This window comes from Achromobacter mucicolens (assembly GCF_029866465.1).
Lineage (GTDB): Bacteria > Pseudomonadota > Gammaproteobacteria > Burkholderiales > Burkholderiaceae_B > Achromobacter > Achromobacter mucicolens.
In genome coordinates, this window is the sequence record NZ_CP123364.1 from 1,455,998 (window position 1) to 1,481,656 (window position 25,659).

The window sequence follows — 25,659 nt, forward strand, 5'->3', positions numbered from 1 at the left end:
CGTGCAAGCCATGGCAATGACAGGGATTTGAGGCGCCCAGGCGGCGCCCGGGAACGACGGCAACATGGACAGCAGCAAGACGGCCCCCGGCGGGCAGGAGGACGATGCGCGTTGCATCCGCGCTCAGGCGCTGGCGGCGCTGGCCGCCACGGCATGGCCCGAGAAGCTGGCGCGCGTGCACGCCATTGCCGACGATGCGCGGCTCGATTGCGCACGCGTCTTTGCGCCGGTCGCGGGATTGCCCGGCCGCCCGCCGCGGCCCGAACTGGTCCCGCCGGCCCAGGTCAGCCAGCGTTCCATGGCCACGCAGGAGGGCCGCGCGGCGCTCTTGCACGCGCTGGCCCACATCGAGTTCAACGCCGTGAACCTGGCGCTGGACATCATGTGGCGTTTTGCCGGCATGCCCCAGGCCTTCTACCGCGACTGGCTGCGCGTGGCGCGCGAAGAGGCGCTGCATTTCGACCTGCTGCGCCAGCGGCTGGACGCGCTGGGATTCGCCTATGGCGACTTTCCCGCGCACAACGGCTTGTGGGACATGGCCGAGCGCACGCGGGACGACCTGCTGGCGCGCCTGGCGCTGGTGCCGCGCACGCTCGAAGCGCGCGGTCTGGACGCGTCTCCCATGATCCGGAACAAGCTGGCGGGCGCGGGCGATGCGCAAAGCGCCGCCATCGTGGACATCATCCTGCGCGACGAGATCGGCCATGTCGCGATCGGCAATCACTGGTACAAGCAGCAGTGCGCGCTGGCGGGCAAGGAGCCGGTTGCCTGCTACGCGGAACTGGCGGCGCGCTATCAGGCGCCCCGCCTGCGTGGCCCCTTCAACCTGGAGGCGCGGCGCGCCGCTGGATTCGACGACGACGAGCTTGCCGCGCTACAGGCCGGCTGATTGGAAGACGGAAAGATGAACATCACGATCGAGGCCCTGCTGACGGGCGCGGTGCGGCCGCTGGGCGATTCGGGACGCGATAGCGGCATCGACAAGCAGCCGGTTGCCGAACGGCGCTGGCTGGGCCTGGAAGGGCTGGACGGGGACGAACAGGCGGACCGGCGCTTTCATGGCGGCCCGGAAAAGGCGTTGCATCACTATGCGCGCGACCACTATCCCGCGTGGCGCCAGGCGCTGGGCGAACGCGCCGTGCTGCGTGCGCCCGGCGCCTTCGGCGAAAATCTTTCCACGACCGGCATGACCGAAAGCGACGTATGCGTGGGCGACATCTATCGCGCGGGCACGGCGCTGATCCAGGTGTCGCAGGCGCGCCAGCCATGCTGGAAACTGGACCACCGGTTCCAGCACAAGGGCATGGCCGCGCAGGTTCAGGCCAGCGGCATGACGGGCTGGTATTACCGCGTGCTGCAGACGGGCTGGCTGTCGGCTGGCGACACCCTCACGCTTGCGCAGCGGCTGCATCCGCAATGGACGCTGGCGCGCGTGCAGGACATCCTGAACCGCCGGGTGCTCGCTCCCGACGTGCTGCACGCCCTTGCCGCGCTGCCCGAACTGTCGCCCAACTGGCGTGCCCTGTTTGAAAAGCGCGCCCGTGCCGGTGAAGTCGAAGACTGGACGCGGCGCCTGCAAGGCGATGCCGCGATCGCACCTCCCAAGGAATCCCAAGCATGAAATCCCTGTTGAGCGGCGCGCGCGCCCGCGCCGCGGTGACGACCGCCGCAATGACGACCGCCGCGCTGATCCTGCCCGCGCCTGCGGCGCTGGCGGCCGACTCCTTTGCCGCCTGCCTGTCGACACTGCGGGCGCCCGCCTTGAAGGCCGGCGTCTCGGGCGCGACGTTCGACACGCATACCGCCCAGCTTGTGCCCGACATGGCGGTGATCGATCTGCTGGACGCGCAGCCGGAATTCAAGACGCCCATCTGGGACTACATGGCGGGCCTGGTGGACGACGAGCGCGTGGCCGACGGGCAGGCCGGCATGGCGCGCTGGCAGGCCGAGCTGGACCGGGCCTCGGTGCGCTATGGCGTGGACCCGGCCACCATCGCCGCGGTGTGGGGCGTGGAAAGCAATTTCGGCCGCACGCTGGGCGGCCGGCCGTTGCTGACCTCGCTGTCCACGCTGTCGTGCTACGGCCGGCGGCAGGCGTATTTCCGCGGCGAGTTCTTTGCCACGCTGAAGATCATCCAGGACGAGCACATTGCGCCCGAGCGTCTTGTCGGATCCTGGGCGGGCGCCTTCGGCCAGACGCAGTTCATGCCGTCCACCTACCTGCGGCTGGCGGTGGACTTTGACGGCGATGGCCGCCGGGATCTGGTCGACAGCGTGCCGGATGCGCTGGGGTCGACGGCCAATTTCCTCAAGCGCGCGGGCTGGAATCCGGGACTGGTCTGGGGCTATGAGGTCAAGCTGCCGGCCGGGCTGGATACAGCCGGGGCAGGCCGCAAGAACAAACGCCCGATGTCCGCGTGGGCCAGACAGGGCGTGACGCGCGCCGACGGGCAGGCGTTGCCGGCGGGCGACACCCCTGCCGGACTGCTGCTGCCGGCCGGCCGCAACGGCCCGGCGTTCCTCGTCACGCGCAACTTCGACGCCTTGTACTCGTACAACGCGGCCGAAAGCTACGCGCTGGCGATCGCGCATCTGTCGGACCGTTTGCGGGGCGGCGGTCCGCTGTTGCAGGCCTGGCCGACGGACGATCCTGGCCTGTCACGCGCCGAGCGGCGCGAACTGCAGCGCCTATTGATCGCCCGGGGTTACGACCTGGGCGAACCCGACGGCATGATCGGCGCCCGTACGCGCCAGGCCTTGCAGGCCGCCCAGCGCGAATTGGGACTGCCGCCGGACGGGCGCGCGGGCCAGAAGGCGTTGAAGGCGCTGCGGGCATCGGCGGCCCCGGCCAAAGGATGAACCGGATCGCGTGGCCACGCGCGCGATTTACAACTTTTGCAAAGTCGTCGCCGGCGGCAACAGCATTGACGCACACCGCGCTTTTCATGGGCCTATACTGATTTCCCGACTTTTTCAGGAGCGCGGCAATGAGCCTATTGGACACTTTGGCCTCGATGGCCGGCGGCGGTCAGCAAGGCGGATCGGCCTCGCTGCTGCCCGCGCTGATCGAACAACTGAACAAGTACCCCGGCGGCCTGACCGGGCTGATCGCCAGCTTCCAGAAGGGCGGACTGGGCGAAGTCGTGGCGTCATGGGTGGGCACGGGTCAGAACCTGCCCGTCAGCCCGAGCCAGCTCGGCGCCGTGCTGGATCCCGGCGTCGTGAACGAACTGGCCGCCAAGACGGGGCAAGACGAGAGCGCCGTGCTGGATTCCCTGTCGGCCCTGCTGCCGCAACTGGTCGACAAGGCCACGCCTGACGGCGCGGTGCAACCCGGCCAATCCTTCAACCCGGCCGATCTGCTGGGTTCGCTTTCGGGCATTTTCGGCAACCGCGGATAAGGGCAGGGCAGTCTTCTGGAACATCCGCGGCTCAAGTCCCCCCTGCGCCGGCGCCTGTTTCAGGCGCTGGCCCTCGGCGCGCTGGCGCCCTTGGCGGCATGCTCGCCGCCAGTTTCCGTAAATGCCACGTTCCTGCAGCTCTGGCGCAGCCACGCGGACCTGACGCCTGACGACTGGCGGCTGCGGCTGCGCAGTTTCCGCCGGCTGGGCAGCCGCGAGATCTTCCTGCAATGGACCGGCCTGGAAGGCGGGCGGCCAGACGACTGGATGGCGCCCGGCGCGCTGCTGGACACGCTGTTCGACGAAGCCGCGCACCAGGGCCTGGGCATCCACGTCGGCCTGCCGTACGACCAGCGCTGGTGGGACGTGCTGGCCCGGGGCGACACCCCCGCGCTGGCCGCCTTCCTGGACCAGACACGCGAGCGCGGCAGCGCGTACATGCGCGAATCCGGCTGGAACCAGCGCCGCGCCTTCCGCGGATGGTATCTGCCGTATGAGCTGGAACAGTACAACTGGGCGTCCGACGAGCGGCAGTCGCTCTTGCTGCCGTGGCTGGACGCGCTATCGCGCGCGGCGCAGGAGACCAGCGGCAACGTGCCCTGCATCTCCACCTATTTCAGCCGGCTGCCGGGCAACGGGTCGCTGGCGACACTGTGGAGCCGCATTCTTGACCACGTGGGTATCCATCCCATGATCCAGGATGGCGTGGGCGTGGCGGGAATGGACAATCTGCGCGCGCTGGCGCCGCTGCACGACATGCTGCTGGAACGCCGTGCGTCGTTCGACCTGATCCTGGAGCTCTTCGAGGAACTGCCGTCGGGGTCGACTGACGGCTCGACGTTCAAGGCCCGTTCGGCCGACTTTCCCCGGGTGTACGAGCAATGGGAAGTGGCGCGCGGCTATGGCGCCAAGCGCATCGTGGCTTTCGCGCTGGACCCGTGGGTGATCGGCGATACGCCCGAGGCGCAGGCCTTGATGCAGGCCTGGATGGACGCGCGCGTCTGACGCGCGCCGCGTCAATTGAAGCTGTGGCCGATGATTTCCAGCATGACCTCGCTCGTGCCCCCGAAGATGCGCAGCGCGCGCGCATTCGCCTGTTGAAGCGGGTGTTCTGGTAGTCGATCACGCGGCCGCATGACCGAAGTCGCCGCCTGCCCCATAGGGGTCCGGCAGCGCGCAGTTGAGCAACCCCTCTTCACCCGAGCGCCGCCACAGCGCGCGCGGAGTCACGCCACCGGCTTCCTACTCGGCATAGTGGGGTGCGATCTCGCTGGCAATGAAGCGCGTGACTGGGTTGCAAGGCCGGCACTGTCGTCGATGGCGCTGAAGGACAGCCTGCCGCCGTCGCGCCGCGGCACCAGCGTGCTGAACGTGTCGGGCGCCACCTGCAGCGTGCCGGCGAGCTTGCCGTCGATGCGCACGTCAAAGGGCTGGTTGCCCCTGCACGATGGCGTAGGTGGTGGCTTGCCGGTCTGGGCCGATCTCCTGCACCGGACCTTGGGCGACCTGCGCCTGCAGCGGATTCACGTGCGGATTGATCGCCCGCACAAACGAGGACCGGCGGCCCAGCGTGTGCGTCCAGTCCGCCAGTTCGATGCGGTAGCCGTGCAGCTTGATCTGGTCGTCGATGCGGCAGCCGGATGGGGGCAGGCTGACGCGGGCAGCCCAATGCGAGTAAGGTACGGGGAAGGCCTTATTGCCCGGCACACCGGCCTGTGCCGCCAGCAGGAACCCGCACACCATGAAGACACATCACGCAGCGATGCGGCTGCTCCTTGCCGGAGCAGCCCTCGCCTCCCTCGCAGCCTGCGCCGACACGCCGCAGCAACCGCGCAGCAACGTGGACTACCGCAGCCGGCCGTTGGATTCCCCCGCAGGGGCAGAATCCAACCCGTCCGGTCAGCGCCTGACCATCCAGTCCGGCGAGGGCGAACGCTTGAATCTGCCGTGGTTCATTGAGGGCGCGCAAGACTGGATCAACCGGCAGTGACGCCGCAATGCCGGCGCGCCAGCCGGGCCCAGACGAAAAAAATCCTCAAGGATTTGCACCCTTGAGGATTTTTGGTTTCAGCTGACGTTGCTGAACGGAATTTGGTGGAGCCGGGGGGAATTGAACCCCCGTCCGCAAGCCCTCCGCAACCAGTTCTACATGCGTAGTCGATTTATTTGGTTTTAACTTTGGACTTAGCCAACCGACAGGCCGGACCAAAGCGATTCACGTAATTTAAATCTGAGCCGTGTGACCCCAGCGCAGACCGATTCCTTGTGAATGTCGCTGCTGCGGTTCGAGGGTTACCCCCCTAGGAAGTTGCCTTCCTCCGCCTGACCCAAGGACAGATCAGTGCAGCGGCTCACCGCTTAAGCGGCGAGAGCGAAACGCTCGTCGTTGGCGTTTGTAGTGTTCCAGTGGTTTAACGAGCGTACTGGTGCTCGGCATGCCCTGAGTTGTTTCGCGACCCACGTCGAATCCGGATCGGCCCCAAGAACTTCCTATTGTACTGTCAAACGCAATAGCCTGCCATCGCGCAATTGCCCGCCGGAACCGGCGTGGCGGCCTGGACACCGGCGCCGGCTCAGACGGCGTTGGCGCACGCCGCCTTGGACTGACGACGGCCGCGCGCCGCCGCCATCATCAGCGCGGCCAGGCCCACGGAAACCGCCACGATGATGGCGGCTGCGCCGCCCAGCGCCGTCAGGCCGTAGTGGTCGATCACGTGCCCGCCCACCACGGCGCCCAGGCCGATGCCGATGTTGGCGCCCGAGATGTTCAGCGACGCGGCAAAGGCGGGCGCTTCGGGGGCGGACTTCATCAGCCGCACGTGGCAGACGATGAACAGCGCGGCCTGGGCGATGCCCCAGATTCCCAGCGCCACGGCCAGCAGGCCATGCGACTGCATGGCGGGTGCAACGAACGTCAGGCCCACGGCCATCAGCGCCGAAAAAAGGGCCGTGGCGCCCAGCGGGCTGCGGTCCACGAGGCGCCCGCCCAGCGTGTTGCCGGCCAGTCCGACCGCGCCGAACGCCATCATTGTCCAGCCGACGGTCTCGCCGTCAAACCCGCCCATGCGCTCGAGCATGTCGGCCAGGTAGGTGTAGGCGGTGAACATGCCCGTGAACACCAGCAGCGACAGCAACACGTGACTGACCACCATGGGATCGCGCAGGATGCGCAATTGCGTGACCAGGCGCACGCTGTCGGCCCTGACGCGCGTGCTGGGAAAGGTCAGGAGCAGCAGCAGGGCCTTGGCGAATGCCACCGCGGACAGCACCCAGAATGCGGCGCGCCATCCGAAGGCGTCCGAGATCAGCACGCCGATGGGAATGCCGAACACCGTGGCGGCCACAATGCCGAAGGCCACCGTCGAGATGGCGCGTCCGGCGCGTGCCGGTCCCACCAGTTCCACGGCGGTGGCGCTGGCCAGCGACCAGAACACCGGCAGCGCCAGCGCCGGCACGAAGCGGGCGATCGCCATGATCCAGATGTTGGGCGCCACCGCCGCCAGCGCATTGGACAGCCCAAACAGGACCAGCACGCCGATGAACAGGCGCTTGCGCTCCATGTTGGCCATGAGGGCGGTGAGCAGGGGGCCGGTCGCCGCGACGGTGAAGGCGAACAGGGTCACCAGCAGGCCGGCCTGGGAAACGGTCACGTTCAGGTCGCGGGCAAGGCCGGGCAGGAGGCCCACGATCAGGAACTCGGTGGTCAGGATGGTGAAGCCGGCGGCGGAAAGAAGCAGGATGGGCAAAAGCATAGGCATTCCTTGGGCGCGAGGCCGGAAGTCGCCGCGCGTGCAGGGAGTTGAAGGCAAGGTCTAAAAGGTCTGGCGTGCGCCACGCCAGGCGGGCGGGGCACGGTGCGACGGGACGCTGAGGGCCGTCAGCACGGGGAAATCGCCGCGGCCTGCTCGGGCCACGACGCCGGCATGCGCCGGTAGCGAAGCGATCCGAAAAAACCGGAGCGCGGTGTACGGTTCACACTTTAGGGGAGATTGCGGGGCGGATAAAGCCCCGGCGTCCGGATAGATTGTTCGGTCAGTTGCGCTAATAAGGCCGAACAGTGGCGGGCACCCGGCAGGTGCGGGCGCCGCCCCGGCGGGACGGGCAGCCGCCGGGCCGCCCGTGCGCGACGGTCAGCGCAGATCGCGCGGCAGCAAGGGCTCGATGGCCGCCCACAATTCCGTGGGCGAATTGGCGCAGGTTTCCGCCTGCCAGGCGATGACGTTGTCTTCTTCGCCCACGTAGCCATAGGCAGCCGCCACGGCGGGCATGCCGGCGGCGTGGGCAGCCTGAATGTCACGCAGGTCGTCGCCGACGTAGACGCAGCGGTCGATCTCAAAGCCCGCTTCGCGCGCGGCGTGCTGCAGGGGCAGGGGGTGGGGCTTGGCGTGTGCGGTGGTGTCGCCGCAAACCAGCACGGCGCTGTCGCGCGTCAGGTCCAGGAATTCGACGATCGGCAAGGTCAGGTAGGTGACCTTATTGGTGACGATGCCCCAGGACATGCCCCGATTGCGGATATCGGCCAGCAGCTCCTCGATGCCCGGGAACAGCTTGCTGTGCACCGTCGAGCTGGCGGCGTAGTCTTCCAGGAACTGCAGGCGGGTGGGCTCGTAGTCCGGATGACCCGGTTGCAGGTCCAGCGCCACGCGCAGCAGGCCTCGCGCGCCCTGGGACGCCACGGGACGCAGCGCCTCGTAAGCCATTGGCTCCAGGCCGCGGCGGGTGCGTTGCCGGTTCGCGGCGGCTGCCAGGTCGGGGGCGGTGTCGGCCAGGGTGCCGTCGAAATCGAACAGGATCAGGGCGCTCATTTACGGGTAGCCATCAGGTAGTTGACCGAGGTGTCGGACGACAGCGAGTAGATCTGGGTGATCGGGTTGTATTCCATGCCGCGCATGCTCACCGGCTCCAGCGCGGCGCCGCGCGCCGCGGCCGACAGTTCGCTCGGCTTGATGAACTGGTCGTAGGTATGCGTGCCGCGCGGCAGAAGGCGCAGGACATATTCCGCGCCGATGATGGCGAACACGAAGGACTTGGCGTTGCGGTTCAGGGTCGAAAAGAACACCCAACCGCCCGGTTTCACCAGGGTCGAGCACGCGCGCACGATCGAGGCGGGATCCGGCACGTGTTCCAGCATTTCCATGCAGGTCACCACGTCGTACTGGCCGGGTTGCTCGGCGGCCAGTTCCTCGACGGGCACCTTGCGGTACTCCACCTTCACGCCCGATTCCAGACCGTGCAGGCGCGCGATCTTCAGGGACTTGTCGGCCAGGTCGATGCCGGTCACCTCGGCGCCGCTGCGGGCCATGGCTTCCGACAGGATGCCGCCGCCGCAGCCCACGTCCAGCACCTTGCGGCCGGCCAGGCTGCCCGCGCATTCCTGGATCCACTCCAGGCGCAGCGGATTGATGGCGTGCAGCGGCTTGAACTCGCTTTCGGGATCCCACCAGCGGCTGGCCAGGGCGCTGAACTTGTCGATTTCGGCCTGGTCGGCGTTGACGGAGGCTTGCGCGGTGTCGTGAGTTTGCGTGTTCATGGGCGGTCCGGCGTAAGGCTGCTCTATATATAGAGGGGTCCAGCGCGCTAGGCGAGGAGAGGGCTCGGCACCGCACCCGATGGGCGCGGCGCAGGCGAAAAAAAGGGCCTCGCTATGCGAGGCCCCTTTATTGTAGCTAGTCCAGCAATTACTTGCGGCTACCCACGATTTCGATCTCAACGCGACGGTTCTGGGCGCGGCCTTCCTTCGTCTTGTTGGAAGCGATCGGCTGCAGTTCGCCCTTGCCTTCCGTATAGATACGGTTGGGGTCGATGCCCAGGCTGACCAGGTAAGCCTTGACCGAAGCGGCGCGGCGCTCGGACAGCTTCTGGTTGTACTGTTCGGTACCGATCGAGTCGGTGTGGCCGACGGCGATGATCGTTTCCAGATCGATGGTGCTGGCTTGCTGAGCGACTTGCTGCAGCAGTTGGCGACCTTCGGGCTTCAGGGTCGACTTGTCGAAGTCGAAGAACGTGTCAGCATTGAACACGACCTTTGCCGCCATCGGGGCCGGCTTCGCCTTCTGCTGGGCAACCGGGACGCCGTCGCAACCGGGGATGCCGGTGGCCGGGGTCCAGAAGGCATCGCGCCAGCACAGTTCGTTCGTACCGTTCTTCCAAACGTTACCGAACGGGTTGCGCCAGTTGTCCACGGTTTGCGCGGAAGCTACACCAGAGGCCGTGACGGCGGCGAAGGCGAGCGCCAGAGCGAATTTGGAGGGTTTGTTCATGTTTCTCCTCGTTGAGCTTGAAGCTGGATAAGTGACTCGCAGCGAACCCCCGCCGCATATCAGGAAAACGGGGCCAGTATAGCAACGCCAAGAGCTGGTTCAAAGGAATAGCTACTGGGTTTCCTGCGTGCTGGAAACAATCTTAAGGCATTTGGGGGGCTTTGGCTTCCCTGGACAGGCGCATTAATGCTGGATATGACGTTTTCGGCACTCCTGCCGTTTCCCATGTTGGTTTTTGACAACAGGGCCGCGGGGCGCGGGTGGGCTTGGCCGGGCGGCGTTTCCAATCGATCCGTCGCGGTCCGCTTGCGGCGCCTTCCGACGGCCCATCCGACCGGTCCCTCAATCGAATGATAGAATTTCCTGTTTACCCGGCCCGGGTTCCTCCTTACACGATTCTGTCGTTATATATATGGATTCCTTTGCCAAGGAGACGCTTCCGGTATCGCTGGAAGAAGAGATGCGCCGCAGTTACCTCGATTACGCGATGAGCGTGATCGTCGGTCGGGCGCTACCGGATGTGCGGGACGGCTTGAAGCCCGTCCACCGGCGCGTGCTCTACGCGATGCACGAGCTGAACAACGACTGGAACCGCGCCTATAAGAAGTCCGCGCGTATCGTCGGGGACGTCATCGGTAAGTACCACCCCCACGGCGACCAGTCCGTCTACGACACCATCGTCCGCATGGCGCAGGATTTCTCCATGCGCTACATGCTGGTCGACGGGCAGGGCAACTTCGGTTCCATCGACGGCGACAACGCCGCCGCGATGCGTTACACCGAAATCCGCCTGGCCAAGATCGCGCACGAGCTTCTGGCCGACATCGACCAGGAAACCGTCGATTTCGGACCCAACTACGACGGTAGCGAACAGGAACCGCTGCTCCTGCCGTCGCGCCTGCCCAACCTGCTGGTCAACGGCAGCTCGGGCATCGCGGTGGGCATGGCCACCAATATTCCGCCGCACAACCTCCAGGAAGTGGTCGACGGCTGCCTGTACTGCCTGCGCAATCCGGCGTGCACGGTCGATGAGCTGATCGAGCTCATCCCGGCGCCGGACTTCCCCACGGGCGGCATCATCTACGGCATGTCCGGCGTGCGCGAAGGCTATCGCACGGGTCGCGGCCGCGTCATCATGCGCGCCAAGACGCACTTCGAAGACATGGAGAAGGGCAATCGCCAGGCGATCGTGATCGACGCGATTCCCTACCAGGTCAACAAGAAGACGCTGCAGGAACGCATTGCCGAGCTGGTCAACGACAAGAAGATCGAAGGCATCTCCGACATCCGCGACGAGTCCGACAAGGACGGCATGCGCCTTGTCATCGAGCTCAAGCGCGGTGAAGTGCCTGAGGTCGTGCTGAACAACCTCTACAAGAACACCCAGCTGCAGGACACCTTCGGGATGAACCTGGTGGCGCTGGTCGACGGCCAGCCCCGCCTGCTCAACCTGAAGCAGATGATCGACTACTTCCTGCAGCATCGCCGCGAAGTGGTCACGCGCCGCACGGTGTTCCAGTTGCGCAAGGCCCGCGAGCGCGGCCACGTGCTGGAAGGCCTGGCGGTGGCGCTGGCCAACATCGACGATTTCATCGCCATCATCAAGGCAGCGCCGACCCCGCCGGTGGCCCGCCAGGAACTGATGGCGAAGTCCTGGGATTCGTCGCTGGTGCGCGAAATGCTGTCGCGCGCCGACGGCGACACGCCGGGAGGCCGCGCGGCCTTCCGTCCGGACGACCTGGGCGTCGAGTTCGGCCTTCAGGGAGACGGCCTGTACCGCCTGAGCGACACCCAGGCCCAGGAAATCCTGAACATGCGCCTGCAACGCCTGACCGGGCTGGAGCAGGACAAGATCGTCGGCGAATATAAGGACATCATGTCCACCATCGCCGACCTGCTGGACATCCTGGCCCGTCCCGAGCGCATTACGACGATCATCAGCGAAGAACTGCAGGCCATCAAGGCCGAGTTCTCGACCGGCGCCAAGGATTCGCGCCGTTCGGAAATCGAACTGAACGCGACGGAACTGGATACCGAAGACCTGATCACGCCGACCGACATGGTCGTGACGCTGTCGCACGGCGGCTACATCAAGAGCCAGCCGTTGTCCGAATACCGTTCGCAAAAGCGCGGCGGACGCGGCAAGCAGGCCACGGCCATGAAGGAAAACGACTGGATCGACCAGCTCTTCATCGCCAATACGCACGACTTCCTGCTGTGCTTCTCGAACCGCGGCCGCGTCTACTGGCTGAAGGTCTGGGAAGTGCCGCAGGGCACGCGTAATTCGCGCGGCAAGCCGATCGTCAACATGTTCCCGCTGGCCGACGGCGAGAAGATCACGGTGGTGCTGCCGGTCAAGGAATTCAGCGAAGACCACTTCGTCTTCATGGCGACCTCGCGCGGCACGGTCAAGAAGACGCCGCTGTCCGACTTCTCCAACCCGCGCAAGGCCGGCATCATCGCCGTCGACCTTGACGATGGCGACTACCTGATCGGCGCTGACCTCACGGACGGCAAGCATGACGTCATGCTGTTCTCGGACGCCGGCAAGGCCGTGCGCTTCGACGAGAACGACGTGCGTCCGATGGGCCGCAATGCCCGCGGCGTGCGCGGCATGATGCTCGAAGACACGCAGACCGTGATTGCGCTGCTGGTCGCCGGCGACGAAACGCAGACGGTGCTGACCGCCACCGAAAACGGCTACGGCAAGCGTACGCCGATCGCGGAGTACACGCGCCACGGCCGCGGCACGAAGGGCATGATCGCCATCCAGACCACCTCGCGTAACGGCAAGGTCGTAGGGGCGGTGCTGGTCACGCCCACGGATGAAATCATGCTCATCACCACTGGCGGCGTCCTGGTGCGCACCCGCGTCGCGGAAATCCGCGAAATGGGCCGCGCGACGCAGGGCGTCACGCTGATCAACGTCGACGACGGCAGCACGCTGTCCGGCGTGCGCCGTGTCGTGGAAAGCGATGCGGACGACGACGGCGAACTGGACGAAGACGGCCAGCAAGCCGGTGGCGACGAGAGCAGCGACGCAGCAGATTCGACGGAACCTACGGAGCAATAATGGCCCGCCCCTGGAACTTCTCGGCCGGCCCCTCGGTCCTGCCCGAGGTGGTGCTGCAGCAAGCCGCTGCAGAAATGTTGGACTGGCACGGCAGCGGCATGTCCGTGATGGAAATGAGCCATCGCGGCAAGCATTTCGTGCAGATCTGCGATGAAGCAGAGTCCGATCTGCGCGACCTGCTGGGCCTGCCGGCGGACTACGCCGTCATGTTCATGCAAGGCGGCGGTTCCGGGGAAAACGCCATCGTTCCCATGAATCTCATGGGACGCCGCGGCGCGCCGGCTGCGGACTTCGTCGTGACGGGCCATTGGTCCAAGCGCTCGTACAAGGAAGCCGGCCGCTACGGCAGCACGCATATCGCGGCCAGCTCCGACCACGCCACCCAGATCGACGGCCGCGAGCAGGCGCCCTTGACCTGGGTGCCGGCTGCCGATACCTGGCAGGTGCGCAAGGAATCGGCCTACCTGCACCTGTGCAGCAACGAGACTATTGGCGGCGTCGAGTTCCTGGATTGGCCCGACACCGCCGACCTGGGCGCGCCCGACGTGCCGCTGGTCATCGACGCTTCCTCGCATTTCCTGTCGCGCCCGATGGACGTGACGCGCTGCGGCATGATGTACGCCGGCGCGCAGAAGAACGCTGGTCCGGCCGGCGTCACCATGGTCATCGCGCGCCGCGACCTGATCGGCCAGGCATTGCCGATCTGCCCGTCCGCGTTCGACTACGCCAACGTGGCCGCCGAACACTCGCGCTACAACACCCCGCCCACTTTCGCGATCTACATCGCGGGCCTGGTGTTCAAGTGGGTCAAGGCCAACGGCGGCGTGGCGGGCATGGAAGCGGCCAACAAGGCCAAGGCCGACCTGCTGTACGGTTATCTGGACAGCACCAGTTTCTACCGCAATCCCATTCACGCGCCCGTGCGTTCGCGCATGAACGTGCCGTTCGTGCTGCATGACGAGTCGCTCAACGACGCCTTCCTGAAGGGCGCCGAGGCAGCGGGCCTCACGCAGCTGAAGGGCCACAAGAGCGTGGGCGGCATGCGCGCCTCCATCTACAACGCGCTGCCGCTCGAAGGCGTGAAGGCGCTGGTCGAGTACCTGAAGGACTTCGAGCGCCGCCATGGATGAAGAGCTGCAGCGCAAGCTGCTTCCCCTGCGCAAGCGTATCGACGACCTCGATGCGCAAATCCTTGATCTCCTGTCGCAGCGCGCCCGCGCCGCGCTGGAAGTGGGCGAGGCCAAACACGCGGCGCACGCAGACGGCCCCGTGCTGCGGCCCGAGCGTGAGGCCGAAGTCATCCGCCGCCTGCAGCAGATCAATCCGGGTCCGTTTCCGAATGCCGGCGTGGCGTCGGTCTGGACCGAAATCATTTCCGCATGCCGCGGCCTCGAGCGCGGCATGACAGTCGCGTTCCTGGGCCCGCAGGGTTCGTTTTCGGAACAGGCCGCGCTGGAACACTTCGGGCATGCGGTGCAGAAGCTGCCTTGCGCCTCGTTCGACGAAGTCTTCCGGGCCGTTGAGGCCGGGCAGGCCGACGTGGGCATGGTGCCTGTCGAGAATTCGACCGAAGGCGCCGTCAACCGCAGCCTGGACCTGCTGCTGAACACCCCGCTCAAGATCCTGGGCGAGCGTTCGCTGGTGATTCGTCATTGCCTGATGTCGCAATCGGGCAGCATGGACGGCATCAAGACCATTTCCGCGCATCCGCAGGCGCTGGCCCAGTGCCAGGGCTGGCTGACGCGCAACTATCCCGACGTCGAGCGCGTGGCCGCGTCCAGCAACTCCGAAGCGGCGCGCGCTGCCGCCGGGGATCCGACCATCGCGGCGATTGCCGGCGATGTCGCGGCGCCTGCCTGGAACCTGCAGATCATTGCCGCCGGCATCCAGGACGACCCGCACAACCGCACCCGCTTTCTGGCGATCGGCAACATCGAGCCGCTTGTCAGCGGCAAGGACAAGACCAGCCTGATCCTGGCCGTGCCCAACCGCGCGGGCGCCGTCTATGAAATGCTGGCGCCCATGGCCGCCAACGGCGTGTCGATGACGCGCTTCGAGTCGCGCCCGGCGCGTACCGGCCAGTGGGAATACTATTTCTACGTCGACGTCCTGGGCCACCGGAACGACCCGAATGTCGAGCGCGCCCTGGCAGCCTTGCAGGCGCAGGTTGCCTATCTCAAAGTGCTGGGCTCATACCCGGCGCAGTGAATCCCACATCATGACCCACGCATCCAAGCCCCTCGTTGCCCCCGCGCACGTCAGTGCCATTGCCCCGTACCAGGCCGGCAAGCCGATTGAAGAACTGGCCCGCGAGTTCGGGCTGGATCCGGCCACCATCGTCAAGCTGGCTTCCAATGAAAACCCGCTTGGCATGCCCAAGTCGGCGCGCGCGGCCATGCTGGCCGCCGCCGAATCGCTGGCGCGCTATCCGGACCCCAACGGTTTCGACCTGAAGGCGGCGCTTGCCGAACGCTATGGCGTGCCGATGAACTGGATCACGCTGGGCAACGGTTCCAACGACATCCTGGAAATCGCCGCGCTCGCGCTGCTGGAACCGGGCACTTCGGCGGTGTACGCACAGCACTCGTTTGCGGTCTATCGCCTGGCCACGCAGGCGCGCGGCGCGCGCCACATCGTGGTGCCCGCCGTCGACCACGGCCATGACCTGGATGCGATGTTCGAGGCGATCGCCGACGACACGCGGCTGGTGTTCATCGCCAACCCGAACAACCCGACCGGCACTTTCGTGCCGGGCGAGAAGGTCGCCGAATTCCTCGAACGCGTAGAGGCCGCCCACGGCGACCGCGTCACCGTTGTGCTGGACGAGGCCTACAACGAATACCTCGACCCCGAATTGCGCTTTGACAGCACCGCGCTGGTGCGCCGCTATTCGAACCTGATCGTGTCGCGCACGTTCTCCAAGGCCTATGGCCTGGCGGGCCTGCGTGTCGGATTCTCGGTCGCGCAGCCCGGCCTGACCGATCTGCTGAACCGCGTGCGCCAGCCGTTCAACGTCAACACGCTGGCCCAGGCCGCGGCCATCGCCGCGCTCGGCGATGCGGACTACCTGGAAGAAGCCTACGCCTCCAACAAGGCGGGCAAGGCTCAGCTCTGCGCCGCGTTCGACAAGCTCAACCTGCGTTACGTGCCCAGCTACGGCAACTTCGTGCTGGTCCACGTGGGCAACGCGCCGCGCATCAATCTTGAACTTCTCAAGCGTGGCGTCATCGTGCGTCCGGTGGCCGGCGACGGCCTGCCGGAGTGGTTGCGCGTGTCCATTGGACTGCCCCATGAAAACGCCCGATTCATCGACGCCCTGACCGCCATCCTGACCGCATGAACGACGCGTTACCTTCTTCCGATCAGGGGGCCGCGGGCCCCCTGATTCCTGTGTTGGCAGTGGTTGGCGTCGGCTTGATCGGCGGTTCGTTCGCGGCGGCCTTGCGCCAAGCCGGGCAGGTCGGCAAGGTGCTGGGCGTGGGACGCAATGCGCAGTCGCTGGAACGCGCCGTCGCGCTGGGCCTGATCGACGAGGCCGTGCCGGCCGAAGCCGCGGCCGCCCAGGCGGATCTCATCATGCTGGCCACCCCGGTTGGCGGCCTGACCAACGTGCTGTCGCAGATGCGGCCGCACCTTGCCCCAAATACCATCCTGACCGATGGCGGCAGCACCAAGGCCGAGGTGGTCGACGCCGCGCGCGAGGCGCTGGGCGACCGCATAGGCCAGTTCGTGCCGGGCCACCCCATCGCGGGTGCCGAGCGTACCGGGCCGGAGGCGGCGGACGCCAGCCTGTATCGCGGGCGCACCGTCATCCTTACGCCCGTGCCGGAAAACCACGCGGCCGCCCTGACGCTGGTGCGCCGGGCCTGGCAGGCCTGCGGCGCGGACGTGATCGACATGGAGGCGGGCGCGCATGACCGTGTGCTCGCGTCGGTCAGCCATCTTCCGCATCTGCTTTCCGCGGTGTATATGGAACAGGTGGCCACGGCCGCCGACGCCCAGACCCGGCTTGACCTGGCGGGCAGCGGCTTTCGCGACTTCACCCGTATCGCCGCCGGATCGCCCGAGATGTGGCGCGACATCTTTCTGTCCAACCGCGACGCGATGCTGGCCGAACTGGCTGCGGTGCGCGGAGTGCTGGACCGTGCCGAGCGCGCTATTGCCGATGGCGACGGCGAGGCTTTGCTGACGTTGCTGGAGACGGCGGCGCGTGCGCGCCGCGGCTGGCGCAAGGAGTAGTTCAATGGGCGCTTTGCCTTACCTCGATCTGCCGCGTGTGCGGCGCGCGCAGGGCATGATGGCCTTGCCGGGATCCAAGAGCATTTCCAACCGCGTGCTGCTGCTGTCGGCCATTGCCGAGGGCACGACCGTCATCACCGGCCTGCTGGACTCCGACGATACGCGCGTCATGCTGGCTGCGTTGCGCCAGCTGGGCGTGCAGGTGTCCGACCTGGACGCCGGCCGCGTGACGGTGCAGGGCGTGCGCCGCTTTCCGGTGGAAGGCGCCGACCTTTTCATGGGCAATGCCGGCACTGCGATTCGCCCGCTGACGGCGGCGTTGGCGCTGATGGGCGGCGACTACCGCCTGTCCGGCGTGCCGCGCATGCACGAACGCCCCATCGGCGACTTGGTCGACGCGCTGAACGCGCTGGGCGCGCGCATCGACTACCTGGGGCAGCCGGGCTATCCGCCGCTGCACATCGGCCGCGGCGACATCGCCGAGAACGCCGTGACGCGCGTGCAGGGTTCGGTGTCCAGCCAATTCCTGACCGCATTGCTGCTGGCCGCGCCGCTGCAGGCGGCGCGCAGCGGCAAGCCGGTGACCATCGAGGTCGTCGGCGAGCTGATCTCCAAGCCCTATATCGAAATCACCCTGAACCTGATGGCGCGCTTTGGCGTGCTGGTGCAGCGGGACGGCTGGAGCCGCTTCGTGGTGGAGGCGGGCGCGGCATACCGCAGCCCGGGTGAGATCGCCGTGGAAGGGGATGCATCGACGGCGTCGTATTTCCTGGCGCTGGGCGCCATCGGCGGCGGCCCCGTGCGGGTGACCGGCGTGGGCGCCGACAGCATCCAGGGCGACGTGGGATTCGCGAGCACCCTGGCCGACATGGGCGCCCAGGTCACCTACGGCCCGGGCTGGATCGAAGTCTCCGGTGTGCAGGTCGCTGACGGCGCGCGCCTGAAGGCTTTCGACACCGATTTCAACCTGATTCCCGACGCCGCCATGACGGCCGCTGCGCTGGCCCTGTATGCCGACGGCCCCTGCCGGCTGCGCAACATCGGCAGCTGGCGCGTCAAGGAGACGGACCGCATCCACGCCATGCAGACCGAGCTTGAAAAGCTGGGTGCACGGGTGGAATCCGGCCCCGACTGGCTGCAGGTGACGCCGCCGGCGCAGGGCGCCTGGCGCGATGCGCACATCGGCACCTGGGACGACCATCGCATGGCCATGTGCTTCTCGCTGGCGGCATTTGGCCCGGCGGCGGTCCGCATTCTCGACCCCGGTTGTGTCAGCAAGACGTTCCCGGGTTACTTTGACGTCTACGCCGGCCTGGTGTCGGCCTAGCGCTGCATGGCATCCATGACTTCGACAGCTTCAACTTCCGCCTCACCGGCCCCGGTCATCACGATCGACGGCCCCACCGCGTCCGGCAAGGGCACCGTGGCTCATCGCGTCGCCAAGACGCTGGGCTGGGCCGTGCTGGACAGCGGCGCGCTGTACCGCCTGACCGCGCTGGCCGCCATCAACCGGGGCGTTGCCGCCGAGGACGAGCCGGCCGTGGCGCGCGTGGCCGAGACGCTGGATGTGCGTTTCGAGGGGCCCCACGTGTACCTCGAGGGCGCCGATGCGGGCCATGACATCCGCCGCGAGGAAGTGGGCAATTTCGCGTCCCGCGTGGCTGCCTTTCCCGGCGTGCGGCAGGCGCTGCTCGAGCGCCAGCGCGCCTTCCGGCTGCCGCCGGGCCTGGTCGCGGACGGCCGGGACATGGGCACCGTCGTGTTCCCGGATGCGTCCCTGAAGGTCTTCCTGGTGGCCGACGTCGTTGCCCGGGCGGAGAGGCGGCGTAAGCAGTTGATCGAAAAGGGAATTTCTGCTAATCTAGACGACCTTTTGCGGGATATGCGCGAGCGTGATGCGCGCGATACCGGGCGCGCCACCGCGCCGCTCGCTCCCGCAGCAGATGCACACGTGCTGGATTCGTCCAACCTGACAATCGCAGAAACGGTGCAGGCAATACTGGATTTCTGGCAGCAAGCCAGCCAGTGATCCGCGACGCAGCACTTAAAGCAGTTTTTTGATTAGGCCCTGCTCAAGCCAGGCGACTCCCCCACGGGCCACCCCGCAAGGGTCAGCCAGCCGGCAGGTATTTTGACTCCACTGTGGCGGGCAATCCGCTGCGGTGTGTTCTTAACGGCCATTTCGGCCCAATGGATTTCAACCCCATGTCTTCCGTTTCCACTACCGCCACCGGCGGCGAAAGCTTCGCCGACCTTTTCGCACAAAGCCTCAAGAGCCAGGACATGAAGTCCGGCGAGGTCATCAGCGCCGAAGTCGTGCGCGTCGACCACAATTTCGTCGTCGTCAACGCCGGCCTGAAGTCCGAAGCGCTGATCCCCCTGGAAGAGTTCCTGAACGACCAGGGCGAGCTCGAAGTGCAACCCGGCGATTTCGTCTCGGTGGCCATCGATTCCCTGGAAAACGGCTACGGCGACACCATCCTGTCGCGTGACCGCGCCAAGCGCCTGTCGGCCTGGCTGCAACTGGAAAAGGCCCTGGAGAACGGCGAACTGGTTACCGGCACCATCACCGGCAAGGTGAAGGGCGGTCTGACCGTCATGACCAACGGCATCCGCGCGTTCCTGCCGGGTTCGCTGGTGGACCTGCGTCCGGTCAAGGACACCACCCCGTACGAAGGCAAGACCCTCGAATTCAAGGTCATCAAGCTCGACCGCAAGCGCAACAACGTTGTGCTGTCGCGTCGCCAGGTGCTGGAAGCCAGCATGGGCGAAGAGCGTCAAAAGCTGCTCGAAACCCTGCACGAAGGTGCCGTGGTCAAGGGCGTGGTCAAGAACATCACCGACTACGGCGCGTTCGTCGACCTGGGCGGCATCGATGGCCTGCTGCACATCACCGACATGGCCTGGCGCCGTGTGCGTCACCCCTCCGAAGTCCTGCAAGTGGGTCAGGAAGTCGAAGCCAAGGTCCTCAAGTTCGACCAGGAAAAGAGCCGCGTCTCCCTGGGCGTCAAGCAGCTTGGCGAAGATCCGTGGGTGGGCCTGGCTCGCCGCTACCCGCAAGGCACCCGCCTGTTCGGCAAGGTCACGAACCTGACCGACTACGGCGCGTTCGTTGAAGTCGAAGCCGGCATCGAAGGCCTGGTCCACGTGTCCGAAATGGACTGGACCAACAAGAACGTCGACCCGCGCAAGGTTGTGACCCTGGGCGAAGAAGTCGAAGTCATGGTCCTGGAAATCGACGAAGACCGTCGCCGCATTTCGCTGGGCATGAAGCAGTGCCGCCAGAACCCGTGGGAAGAGTTCGCCACGAACTTCAAGCGTGGCGACAAGGTCCGCGGCGCCATCAAGTCGATCACCGACTTCGGCGTGTTCGTCGGCCTGCCCGGCGGCATCGACGGCCTGGTCCACCTGTCCGACCTGTCGTGGACGGAAGCTGGCGAAGAAGCCGTGCGCAACTTCAAGAAGGGCGACGAAATCGAAGCCGTGGTTCTGGGCATCGACACCGACAAGGAACGCATCTCGCTGGGCATCAAGCAGCTGGAAGGCGACCCCTTCAACAACTTCGTCGCCACGTTTGACAAGGGCGCCGTGGTTCCGGGCACCATCAAGTCGGTCGAAGCCAAGGGCGCCGTGGTTACGCTGTCCGTGGACGTCGAAGGCTACCTGCGCGCTTCCGAGATCTCCTCGGGCCGCGTCGAAGATGCCACCACCGTGCTGTCCGCCGGCGAGAACATCGAAGCCATGATCGTCAACATCGACCGCAAGACGCGTTCGATCCAGCTGTCGATCAAGGCCCGCGACAACGCCGAAACCGCCGACACGATCCAGCGCATGTCCGACGCCAGCGCTTCGTCCGGCACCACCAACCTCGGCGCGCTGCTGAAGGCCAAGCTGGACCAACAGCGCAACGACGGTTAATTCGTGACCAAGTCGGAGCTGATCGCCGCCTTGGCGGCCCGCTATCCTCAGCTGGCCGCCCGCGACACCGATTACGCGGTCAAGACCGTACTTGATGCAATGACCCAGGCGCTTGCCTCGGGTCAGCGCATCGAGATCCGCGGTTTTGGCAGTTTTTCGTTGTCGCAGCGGTCTCCCCGCATCGGTCGCAATCCCAAATCCGGCGAGCAGGTGCTGGTGCCTGGCAAACAGGTGCCGCACTTCAAGGCAGGCAAGGAATTGCGCGAACGGGTGGACCTGGTCGGCGGCAATGACGAGGACGCTCAATCCTCCGGATCGAGCGAGTCGATGCCGTCTTCCATGGCAGGTTTGCACGCCATGCATTGACGCGTCGGCCAGGCAGAGCTGCCTTCGGGCAGATCGGACCGCGAACGAAGCCCCTTGAGAAATCAAGGGGCTTTGTTTTTGTGGCGCCCGTTCACGCGTTCGTCCCACCTTCGCATTCGCTGTCCGGGCTCCGCCTTGGGGCTTTTTTTTCTCTCGCCGTGAAGACGTCGCTTACAATTGACGGTCTCGAATCATCTGGAGCATGCGCCATGCGCTATCTCGTCTGGGCCCTGCGATTGCTCGTCTTTGTGGCGGTGTTGATGTTCGCCTTGAAGAACACCGACCCCGTCGCCGTGAAGTTCTACGCCGACTACGTCATCCAGGACGTCCCGCTGATCGTCGTCATGCTGGTCGTATTCGTGCTTGGCGCGTTGTTCGGGCTGCTGCTGACCGTTCCCGCAGCGCTGCGCCGCCGCCGCGAGGCCATCCGCCTGCGCCGCGAACTGGATCGCATCCAGGCCGCCGCCAACGGCACCACGCCCGTCGTGCCCCCCGAAGCCGTCGCTCCCATGTCGCCGCTGTGACATCGCGCCGGCTTTTTTGCACCGAATTACCGCATGAGTCCGAATAGTGGATTTTGAACCTTGGTGGTTGATTTTCGTCCCGGTGCTGTTCGCGCTGGGCTGGCTGGCCGCGCGTTTCGATATCCGGCAGATGCTGCGGGAAACGCGCAGCCTGCCTGACTCCTATTTCCGCGGGCTCAACTTCCTGCTCAACGAAGAGCCGGACCGCGCCATCGACGCGTTCGTCGAGGTCGCCAAGCTGGACCCGGAAACCACGGAGCTGCACTTTGCCCTGGGCAGCCTGTTTCGCCGCCGCGGCGAAATGGAGCGCGCCATCCGCGTGCATCAAAGCCTGCTGAACCGCTCCGACCTGCCGCAGGCCGAGCGTGAACACGCGCAGCACGAACTGGCGCAGGACTTCCTGAAGGCCGGGATGCTGGACCGGGCCGAAAGCGGTTTCGAGCAGCTCAAGGACACGCGTTATGCGTTGCCTGCGCTGCGCTCGCTGATCCGCATCTATGAATCCGAACACGATTGGCCGCGAGCGATCGAGGCCGTCAAGACCTTGCAGGGCCTGGTCGACGAGCCCGTCCCGCAAATCGTGCACTACTACTGCGAGCAGGCGCAGACCGCGCTGGCGGCCAAGCCCGCCGACGTCGAAAGCGCGCACAAGGCGCTGGACGCCGCAGACCACGCGCTGACCACCACCGAGGCCGCCTCGAGCAAGGGCGCCAAGGTGCGCACCGCCATGCTGCGCGCGCGCCTGGCGCTGATCGAGCAGGATCCCAAGCGCGAAAGGCTGTACCTGGAATCGGTCATGACCGACGCGTCCGAGTACGCCGGGTTGGTGGCCGAGCAGTTGCTGGCGAACTATCGCAACGCCAACCAGGCCGCCGCAGGCCTGGACTTCCTGCAAAAGCAGTATGGCCGCCATGCGTCCCTGGATCTGTTCAACGTGGTGTTCCGGGAACTGCGCGTGCAGCAGGGCGCGGCGACGGCATGGGCCTTCGCGCGCGGCGCGCTGCGCAGCCATCCTTCGCTGCTGGGGCTAGATCGCCTCCTGGAGGCCGAACTGGCCAACGGCGACAGCGATGGCGACCACGGCCCGGTGCCGGGCGCGGACCTGACCCTGCTGCGCAGCCTGATCCACAAACACACGCAACGGCTCGATCGCTATGCATGCCGCAATTGCGGTTTTCAAGCGCGTCGCTTCTACTGGCAATGTCCCGGCTGCAACGCCTGGGAAACCTATGCGCCGCGCCGTCTGGAAGAACTTGAATGAACTCTTTTCCCGCCGAAGCCATTTCGCGTAGCCGCGTGCTCGTGGTTGGCGACGTCATGCTGGACCGCTACTGGTTCGGCGAAGTGGAGCGCATCTCCCCCGAAGCGCCGGTGCCGGTCGTGCGGGTCGCCCGCCGCGAAGATCGTCTGGGCGGCGCCGCCAACGTGGCGCGCAACGTGGCCGCGCTGGGCGGCCATGTCACGCTGGTCGGCGTGCTGGGTCAGGATGAGGCCGGCGACAGCGTCCGGCGCCTGTCCACCGAGGCCGGCATCCAGGGCGACCTGATCGCCGACAACGAGCTGCACACCACCCTGAAGATGCGCGTCCTGGGCCGCCAGCAGCAACTCTTGCGCGTGGATTTCGAACAGCATCCCTCGCAGGCGTCGCTGGACGCCGTGGACGCGGCCCTGGCGCGCCATCTGGCCAGCCACGACATCGTCGTGCTGTCGGATTACGCCAAAGGCGTGCTGACCCGCGTGGAGTCGCTGATTGCGCTGGCGCGCAGCGCAGGCATCCCGGTGCTGGTGGATCCCAAGGGCGATGACTACTCGCGTTATCGCGGCGCGACCCTGGTCACGCCCAACCGCTCGGAAATGCAGCAGGCGGTCGGCCGCTGGAATTCCGAGGCTGAATTGACCGATCGCGCGCAGCGCCTGCGCGCGGATCTGGACCTTGAAGCCCTGCTTGTGACGCGGTCCGAGCAGGGCATGACTTTGTTTTCCGATGCGGGACGCGATCACACCGATGCGCAGGCGCACGAAGTGTTCGACGTGTCCGGCGCGGGCGACACCGTGCTTGCCACGCTGGCGGTCACGCGCGCCATCGGGCTGCCCTGGGCCGAAGCCATGGGCTGGGCCAACAAGGCCGGCGGGATCGCCGTGGGCAAGCTGGGCACGTCCGTCGTCACCGCCGCGGAATTGGCAGGAGAATCCTCATGATCGTCGTTACCGGAGCCGCGGGCTTCATTGGCAGCAACCTGGTTCGCGGGCTCAACCGCCGCGGCATCGAAGACATCATTGCCGTCGATGACCTGACCGAAGGCGATAAGTTCGTCAATCTCGTCGATTGCAAGATCGCCGACTACATGGACAAGGACGACTTCCGCCGCCGCGTCGCCGACGGCAGTCTGCCCGATATCCGCGCTGTGCTGCATCAGGGCGCGTGCTCTGACACCACCGAGCGCAACGGCCGCTACATGCTGGACAACAACTACCGCGTCACGCTGGAGCTCTTCGAGTTCTGCCAGACGCGCCGCGTGCCGTTCCTGTATGCGTCCTCCGCGGCCGTGTACGGCGGGTCGACGACCTACGTCGAGCATCCCGACAACGAAGGCCCGCTGAACGTCTACGGCTATTCCAAGCTGCTGTTCGACCAGGTGCTGCGCAAGCGCATGGACAGCCTGACGGCGCAAGTCGTCGGCCTGCGGTATTTCAACGTGTATGGCCCGCACGAGCAGCACAAGGGCCGCATGGCGTCGGTGGCCTTCCACAACATGAACCAGTTCCTGGAACACGGGCACGTGCGCCTCTTCGCGGGTTGGGACGGCTACGTGGATGGCGGCCAGAGCCGCGATTTCATCTCGGTCGAAGACGTGGTCGCGGTGAACCTGCATTTCCTGGATCATCCCGAACAATCCGGCATTTTCAACTGCGGCACCGGCAAGGCGCAGCCGTTCAATGACGTGGCGGCCGCGGTGGTCAACACGCTGCGCGCCGAGCGTGGCGAGGCCGAGCTGACGCTGGCGCAGCTGGCCGAACTGGGCCTGATCCGCTACATCCCGTTCCCGGACGACCTCAAGGGCCGCTACCAAAGCTACACGCAGGCCGATGTCACGCAGCTTCGCGCCGCCGGCTTCACGGCGCCCATGCGCGATGTGCAGACGGGCGTGGCTGAATACGTGCGCTACTGGCGCGCCCGCAAGTAATCCTTCCGGCAGCCGATCCGACAAGGCCACCGCCATGCGGTGGCTTTTTTTCGCCTGCGTGGTTGCCGGGCTGGATGAATTGATTCACTCGCCGGCCGCGGCGCGGGGCGGGGCCCGATGATGGGAACAAGGCGCGGCAACCGCTGCGCTCCGACCCGTCAGGAGAGCCCATGAATCCCTTCGTCCATTCCACCGTTGCCCGCCATCTGCCGCTGGCGCCGTGGCGCCGCGCGCGTCCGGCCGCCATGCCCGCCTGCCCGCGCGCGGGCCAGCGTGCGCTGCGGCAGGCGCTTGGCGCCTTGCTGCTGTCCGCCGGCCTTGGCGTTGCCGCGCCGCCCGCTCAGGCCGTGGATATCAACCAGGCCACCGCGGCCCAGCTTGAAGGCCTGCGGGGCATCGGCCCGCGCACCGCCGACATCATCGTGCGCGAACGCGAACGCGGCGGCCGTTTCGAATCGCTGGACGACCTGACCGAGCGTGTGCGGGGCATCGGACAGAAAAAGGCTCAGGCGCTGCAGGCGGCGGGTATGACGATCGGTGCGGCGGGCGTCGCGCCGAGGTCTGCGGCGGGTGCCGCGCCTGCGGCCCGCGCGGCACCAGGAAAGGCGGCTGCGGCAAAGCCTGCCGGAGCGTCCACGGCGGGCGGCGCGCCGGTCCCGGCCCGCGCCAAGCCCTGAGCCCGGCGATCAGCCG

At 66.4% G+C, this 25,659-nt stretch carries 25 protein-coding genes and 1 other RNA gene; 20 read left to right on the forward strand and 6 right to left on the reverse strand.

Going from position 1 to position 25,659, the window contains the following annotated elements; all coding sequences use genetic code 11:
* Positions 1-64: 64 nt before the first annotated feature.
* The 5 genes from QEP15_RS06560 to QEP15_RS06580 all read left to right on the forward strand — a co-directional run bounded on the left by QEP15_RS06560 (position 65) and on the right by QEP15_RS06580 (position 4,406).
* Entirely contained in the window at positions 65-889 is an 825-nt protein-coding gene (locus QEP15_RS06560) for a ferritin-like domain-containing protein (RefSeq protein ID WP_280148580.1), read from the forward strand.
* 15 nt (positions 890-904) lie between these two features.
* Positions 905-1,621: an MOSC domain-containing protein gene (locus QEP15_RS06565; protein ID WP_152383760.1), complete on the forward strand. Its 717-nt coding sequence runs from the start codon at positions 905-907 to the stop codon at positions 1,619-1,621.
* Complete coding sequence (locus QEP15_RS06570; RefSeq protein ID WP_152383761.1) at positions 1,618-2,859, forward strand: lytic murein transglycosylase; 1,242 nt, start codon at positions 1,618-1,620, stop codon at positions 2,857-2,859. The genes QEP15_RS06565 and QEP15_RS06570 overlap by 4 nt, the downstream gene beginning before the upstream one ends.
* A 128-nt stretch (positions 2,860-2,987) precedes the next feature.
* Positions 2,988-3,401 (forward strand): YidB family protein, encoded by a 414-nt coding sequence (locus tag QEP15_RS06575; protein ID WP_056322216.1) that lies wholly within the window; start codon positions 2,988-2,990, stop codon positions 3,399-3,401.
* Between the two features lie 90 nt (positions 3,402-3,491).
* Positions 3,492-4,406 (forward strand): DUF4434 domain-containing protein, encoded by a 915-nt coding sequence (locus QEP15_RS06580; RefSeq protein ID WP_227741187.1) that lies wholly within the window; start codon positions 3,492-3,494, stop codon positions 4,404-4,406.
* A 417-nt stretch (positions 4,407-4,823) separates the two neighbouring features.
* Here the strand turns inward: QEP15_RS06580 and QEP15_RS06590 are convergent, their stop codons facing one another.
* Entirely contained in the window at positions 4,824-5,144 is a 321-nt protein-coding gene (locus QEP15_RS06590; protein WP_175156259.1) for a hypothetical protein, read from the reverse strand.
* Here QEP15_RS06590 and QEP15_RS06595 point away from each other — a divergent pair.
* Positions 5,143-5,391, forward strand: a complete 249-nt coding sequence (locus QEP15_RS06595) for a hypothetical protein (protein ID WP_152383764.1) — start codon at positions 5,143-5,145, stop codon at positions 5,389-5,391. The two genes, QEP15_RS06590 and QEP15_RS06595, sit on opposite strands and share 2 nt — an antisense overlap.
* Positions 5,392-5,493: 102 nt before the next feature.
* On the opposite strand, the gene ssrA is transcribed toward QEP15_RS06595, so the two are convergent.
* From ssrA to ompA, 5 genes are all read right to left on the reverse strand, one after another.
* Positions 5,494-5,882, reverse strand: a transfer-messenger RNA (tmRNA) gene (gene ssrA, locus QEP15_RS06600).
* Positions 5,883-5,974: 92 nt separating this feature from the next.
* Complete coding sequence (locus QEP15_RS06605; protein ID WP_217617711.1) at positions 5,975-7,153, reverse strand: MFS transporter; 1,179 nt, start codon at positions 7,151-7,153, stop codon at positions 5,975-5,977.
* Positions 7,154-7,531: 378 nt separating this feature from the next.
* The gene (locus tag QEP15_RS06610) at positions 7,532-8,206 is read right to left on the reverse strand and encodes an HAD-IA family hydrolase (RefSeq protein WP_062838600.1); all 675 of its coding nucleotides are present in this window, start codon (positions 8,204-8,206) and stop codon (positions 7,532-7,534) included.
* On the reverse strand, positions 8,203-8,931 hold the full coding sequence (gene ubiG, locus QEP15_RS06615; protein ID WP_056322229.1) for a bifunctional 2-polyprenyl-6-hydroxyphenol methylase/3-demethylubiquinol 3-O-methyltransferase UbiG: 729 nt from the start codon (positions 8,929-8,931) through the stop codon (positions 8,203-8,205). Before ubiG ends, QEP15_RS06610 begins: the two co-directional genes overlap by 4 nt.
* A 148-nt stretch (positions 8,932-9,079) precedes the next feature.
* A complete protein-coding gene (ompA, locus tag QEP15_RS06620) occupies positions 9,080-9,661 on the reverse strand; it encodes an outer membrane protein OmpA (protein ID WP_056322232.1) in 582 nt (193 codons plus the stop codon).
* A gap of 412 nt (positions 9,662-10,073) precedes the next feature.
* On the opposite strand from ompA, the gene gyrA reads away from it, so the two are divergent.
* From gyrA to QEP15_RS06690, 14 genes are all read left to right on the forward strand, one after another.
* Positions 10,074-12,734 (forward strand): DNA gyrase subunit A, encoded by a 2,661-nt coding sequence (gene gyrA, locus QEP15_RS06625; RefSeq protein WP_152383767.1) that lies wholly within the window; start codon positions 10,074-10,076, stop codon positions 12,732-12,734.
* Positions 12,734-13,864, forward strand: coding sequence for a 3-phosphoserine/phosphohydroxythreonine transaminase (gene serC, locus QEP15_RS06630; protein WP_056322236.1), 1,131 nt, complete (start codon positions 12,734-12,736; stop codon positions 13,862-13,864). Before gyrA ends, serC begins: the two co-directional genes overlap by 1 nt.
* Positions 13,857-14,942 (forward strand): prephenate dehydratase, encoded by a 1,086-nt coding sequence (pheA, locus tag QEP15_RS06635; protein WP_056322239.1) that lies wholly within the window; start codon positions 13,857-13,859, stop codon positions 14,940-14,942. The genes serC and pheA overlap by 8 nt, the downstream gene beginning before the upstream one ends.
* A gap of 10 nt (positions 14,943-14,952) precedes the next feature.
* Complete coding sequence (hisC, locus tag QEP15_RS06640; protein ID WP_152383769.1) at positions 14,953-16,074, forward strand: histidinol-phosphate transaminase; 1,122 nt, start codon at positions 14,953-14,955, stop codon at positions 16,072-16,074.
* Complete coding sequence (locus QEP15_RS06645; RefSeq protein WP_152383770.1) at positions 16,071-16,973, forward strand: prephenate dehydrogenase; 903 nt, start codon at positions 16,071-16,073, stop codon at positions 16,971-16,973. Before hisC ends, QEP15_RS06645 begins: the two co-directional genes overlap by 4 nt.
* 4 nt (positions 16,974-16,977) lie before the next feature.
* Positions 16,978-18,300, forward strand: a complete 1,323-nt coding sequence (gene aroA / locus QEP15_RS06650) for a 3-phosphoshikimate 1-carboxyvinyltransferase (protein WP_280148581.1) — start codon at positions 16,978-16,980, stop codon at positions 18,298-18,300.
* 15 nt (positions 18,301-18,315) lie between these two features.
* Positions 18,316-19,002, forward strand: a complete 687-nt coding sequence (cmk, locus tag QEP15_RS06655; protein ID WP_152383772.1) for a (d)CMP kinase — start codon at positions 18,316-18,318, stop codon at positions 19,000-19,002.
* 176 nt (positions 19,003-19,178) lie between these two features.
* A complete protein-coding gene (gene rpsA / locus QEP15_RS06660) occupies positions 19,179-20,891 on the forward strand; it encodes a 30S ribosomal protein S1 (protein ID WP_056322251.1) in 1,713 nt (570 codons plus the stop codon).
* A gap of 3 nt (positions 20,892-20,894) precedes the next feature.
* The gene (locus QEP15_RS06665; protein WP_056322254.1) at positions 20,895-21,257 is read left to right on the forward strand and encodes an integration host factor subunit beta; all 363 of its coding nucleotides are present in this window, start codon (positions 20,895-20,897) and stop codon (positions 21,255-21,257) included.
* Between the two features lie 209 nt (positions 21,258-21,466).
* Complete coding sequence (locus tag QEP15_RS06670; RefSeq protein WP_062838607.1) at positions 21,467-21,781, forward strand: LapA family protein; 315 nt, start codon at positions 21,467-21,469, stop codon at positions 21,779-21,781.
* Positions 21,782-21,827: 46 nt separating this feature from the next.
* Positions 21,828-23,042: a lipopolysaccharide assembly protein LapB gene (gene lapB, locus QEP15_RS06675; protein ID WP_056322260.1), complete on the forward strand. Its 1,215-nt coding sequence runs from the start codon at positions 21,828-21,830 to the stop codon at positions 23,040-23,042.
* Complete coding sequence (gene rfaE1, locus QEP15_RS06680; RefSeq protein WP_280148582.1) at positions 23,039-23,980, forward strand: D-glycero-beta-D-manno-heptose-7-phosphate kinase; 942 nt, start codon at positions 23,039-23,041, stop codon at positions 23,978-23,980. The genes lapB and rfaE1 overlap by 4 nt, the downstream gene beginning before the upstream one ends.
* On the forward strand, positions 23,977-24,966 hold the full coding sequence (gene rfaD, locus QEP15_RS06685; protein WP_063952768.1) for an ADP-glyceromanno-heptose 6-epimerase: 990 nt from the start codon (positions 23,977-23,979) through the stop codon (positions 24,964-24,966). The genes rfaE1 and rfaD overlap by 4 nt, the downstream gene beginning before the upstream one ends.
* A 170-nt stretch (positions 24,967-25,136) precedes the next feature.
* Complete coding sequence (locus QEP15_RS06690) at positions 25,137-25,643, forward strand: ComEA family DNA-binding protein (protein WP_280148583.1); 507 nt, start codon at positions 25,137-25,139, stop codon at positions 25,641-25,643.
* Positions 25,644-25,659: the final 16 nt, after the last annotated feature.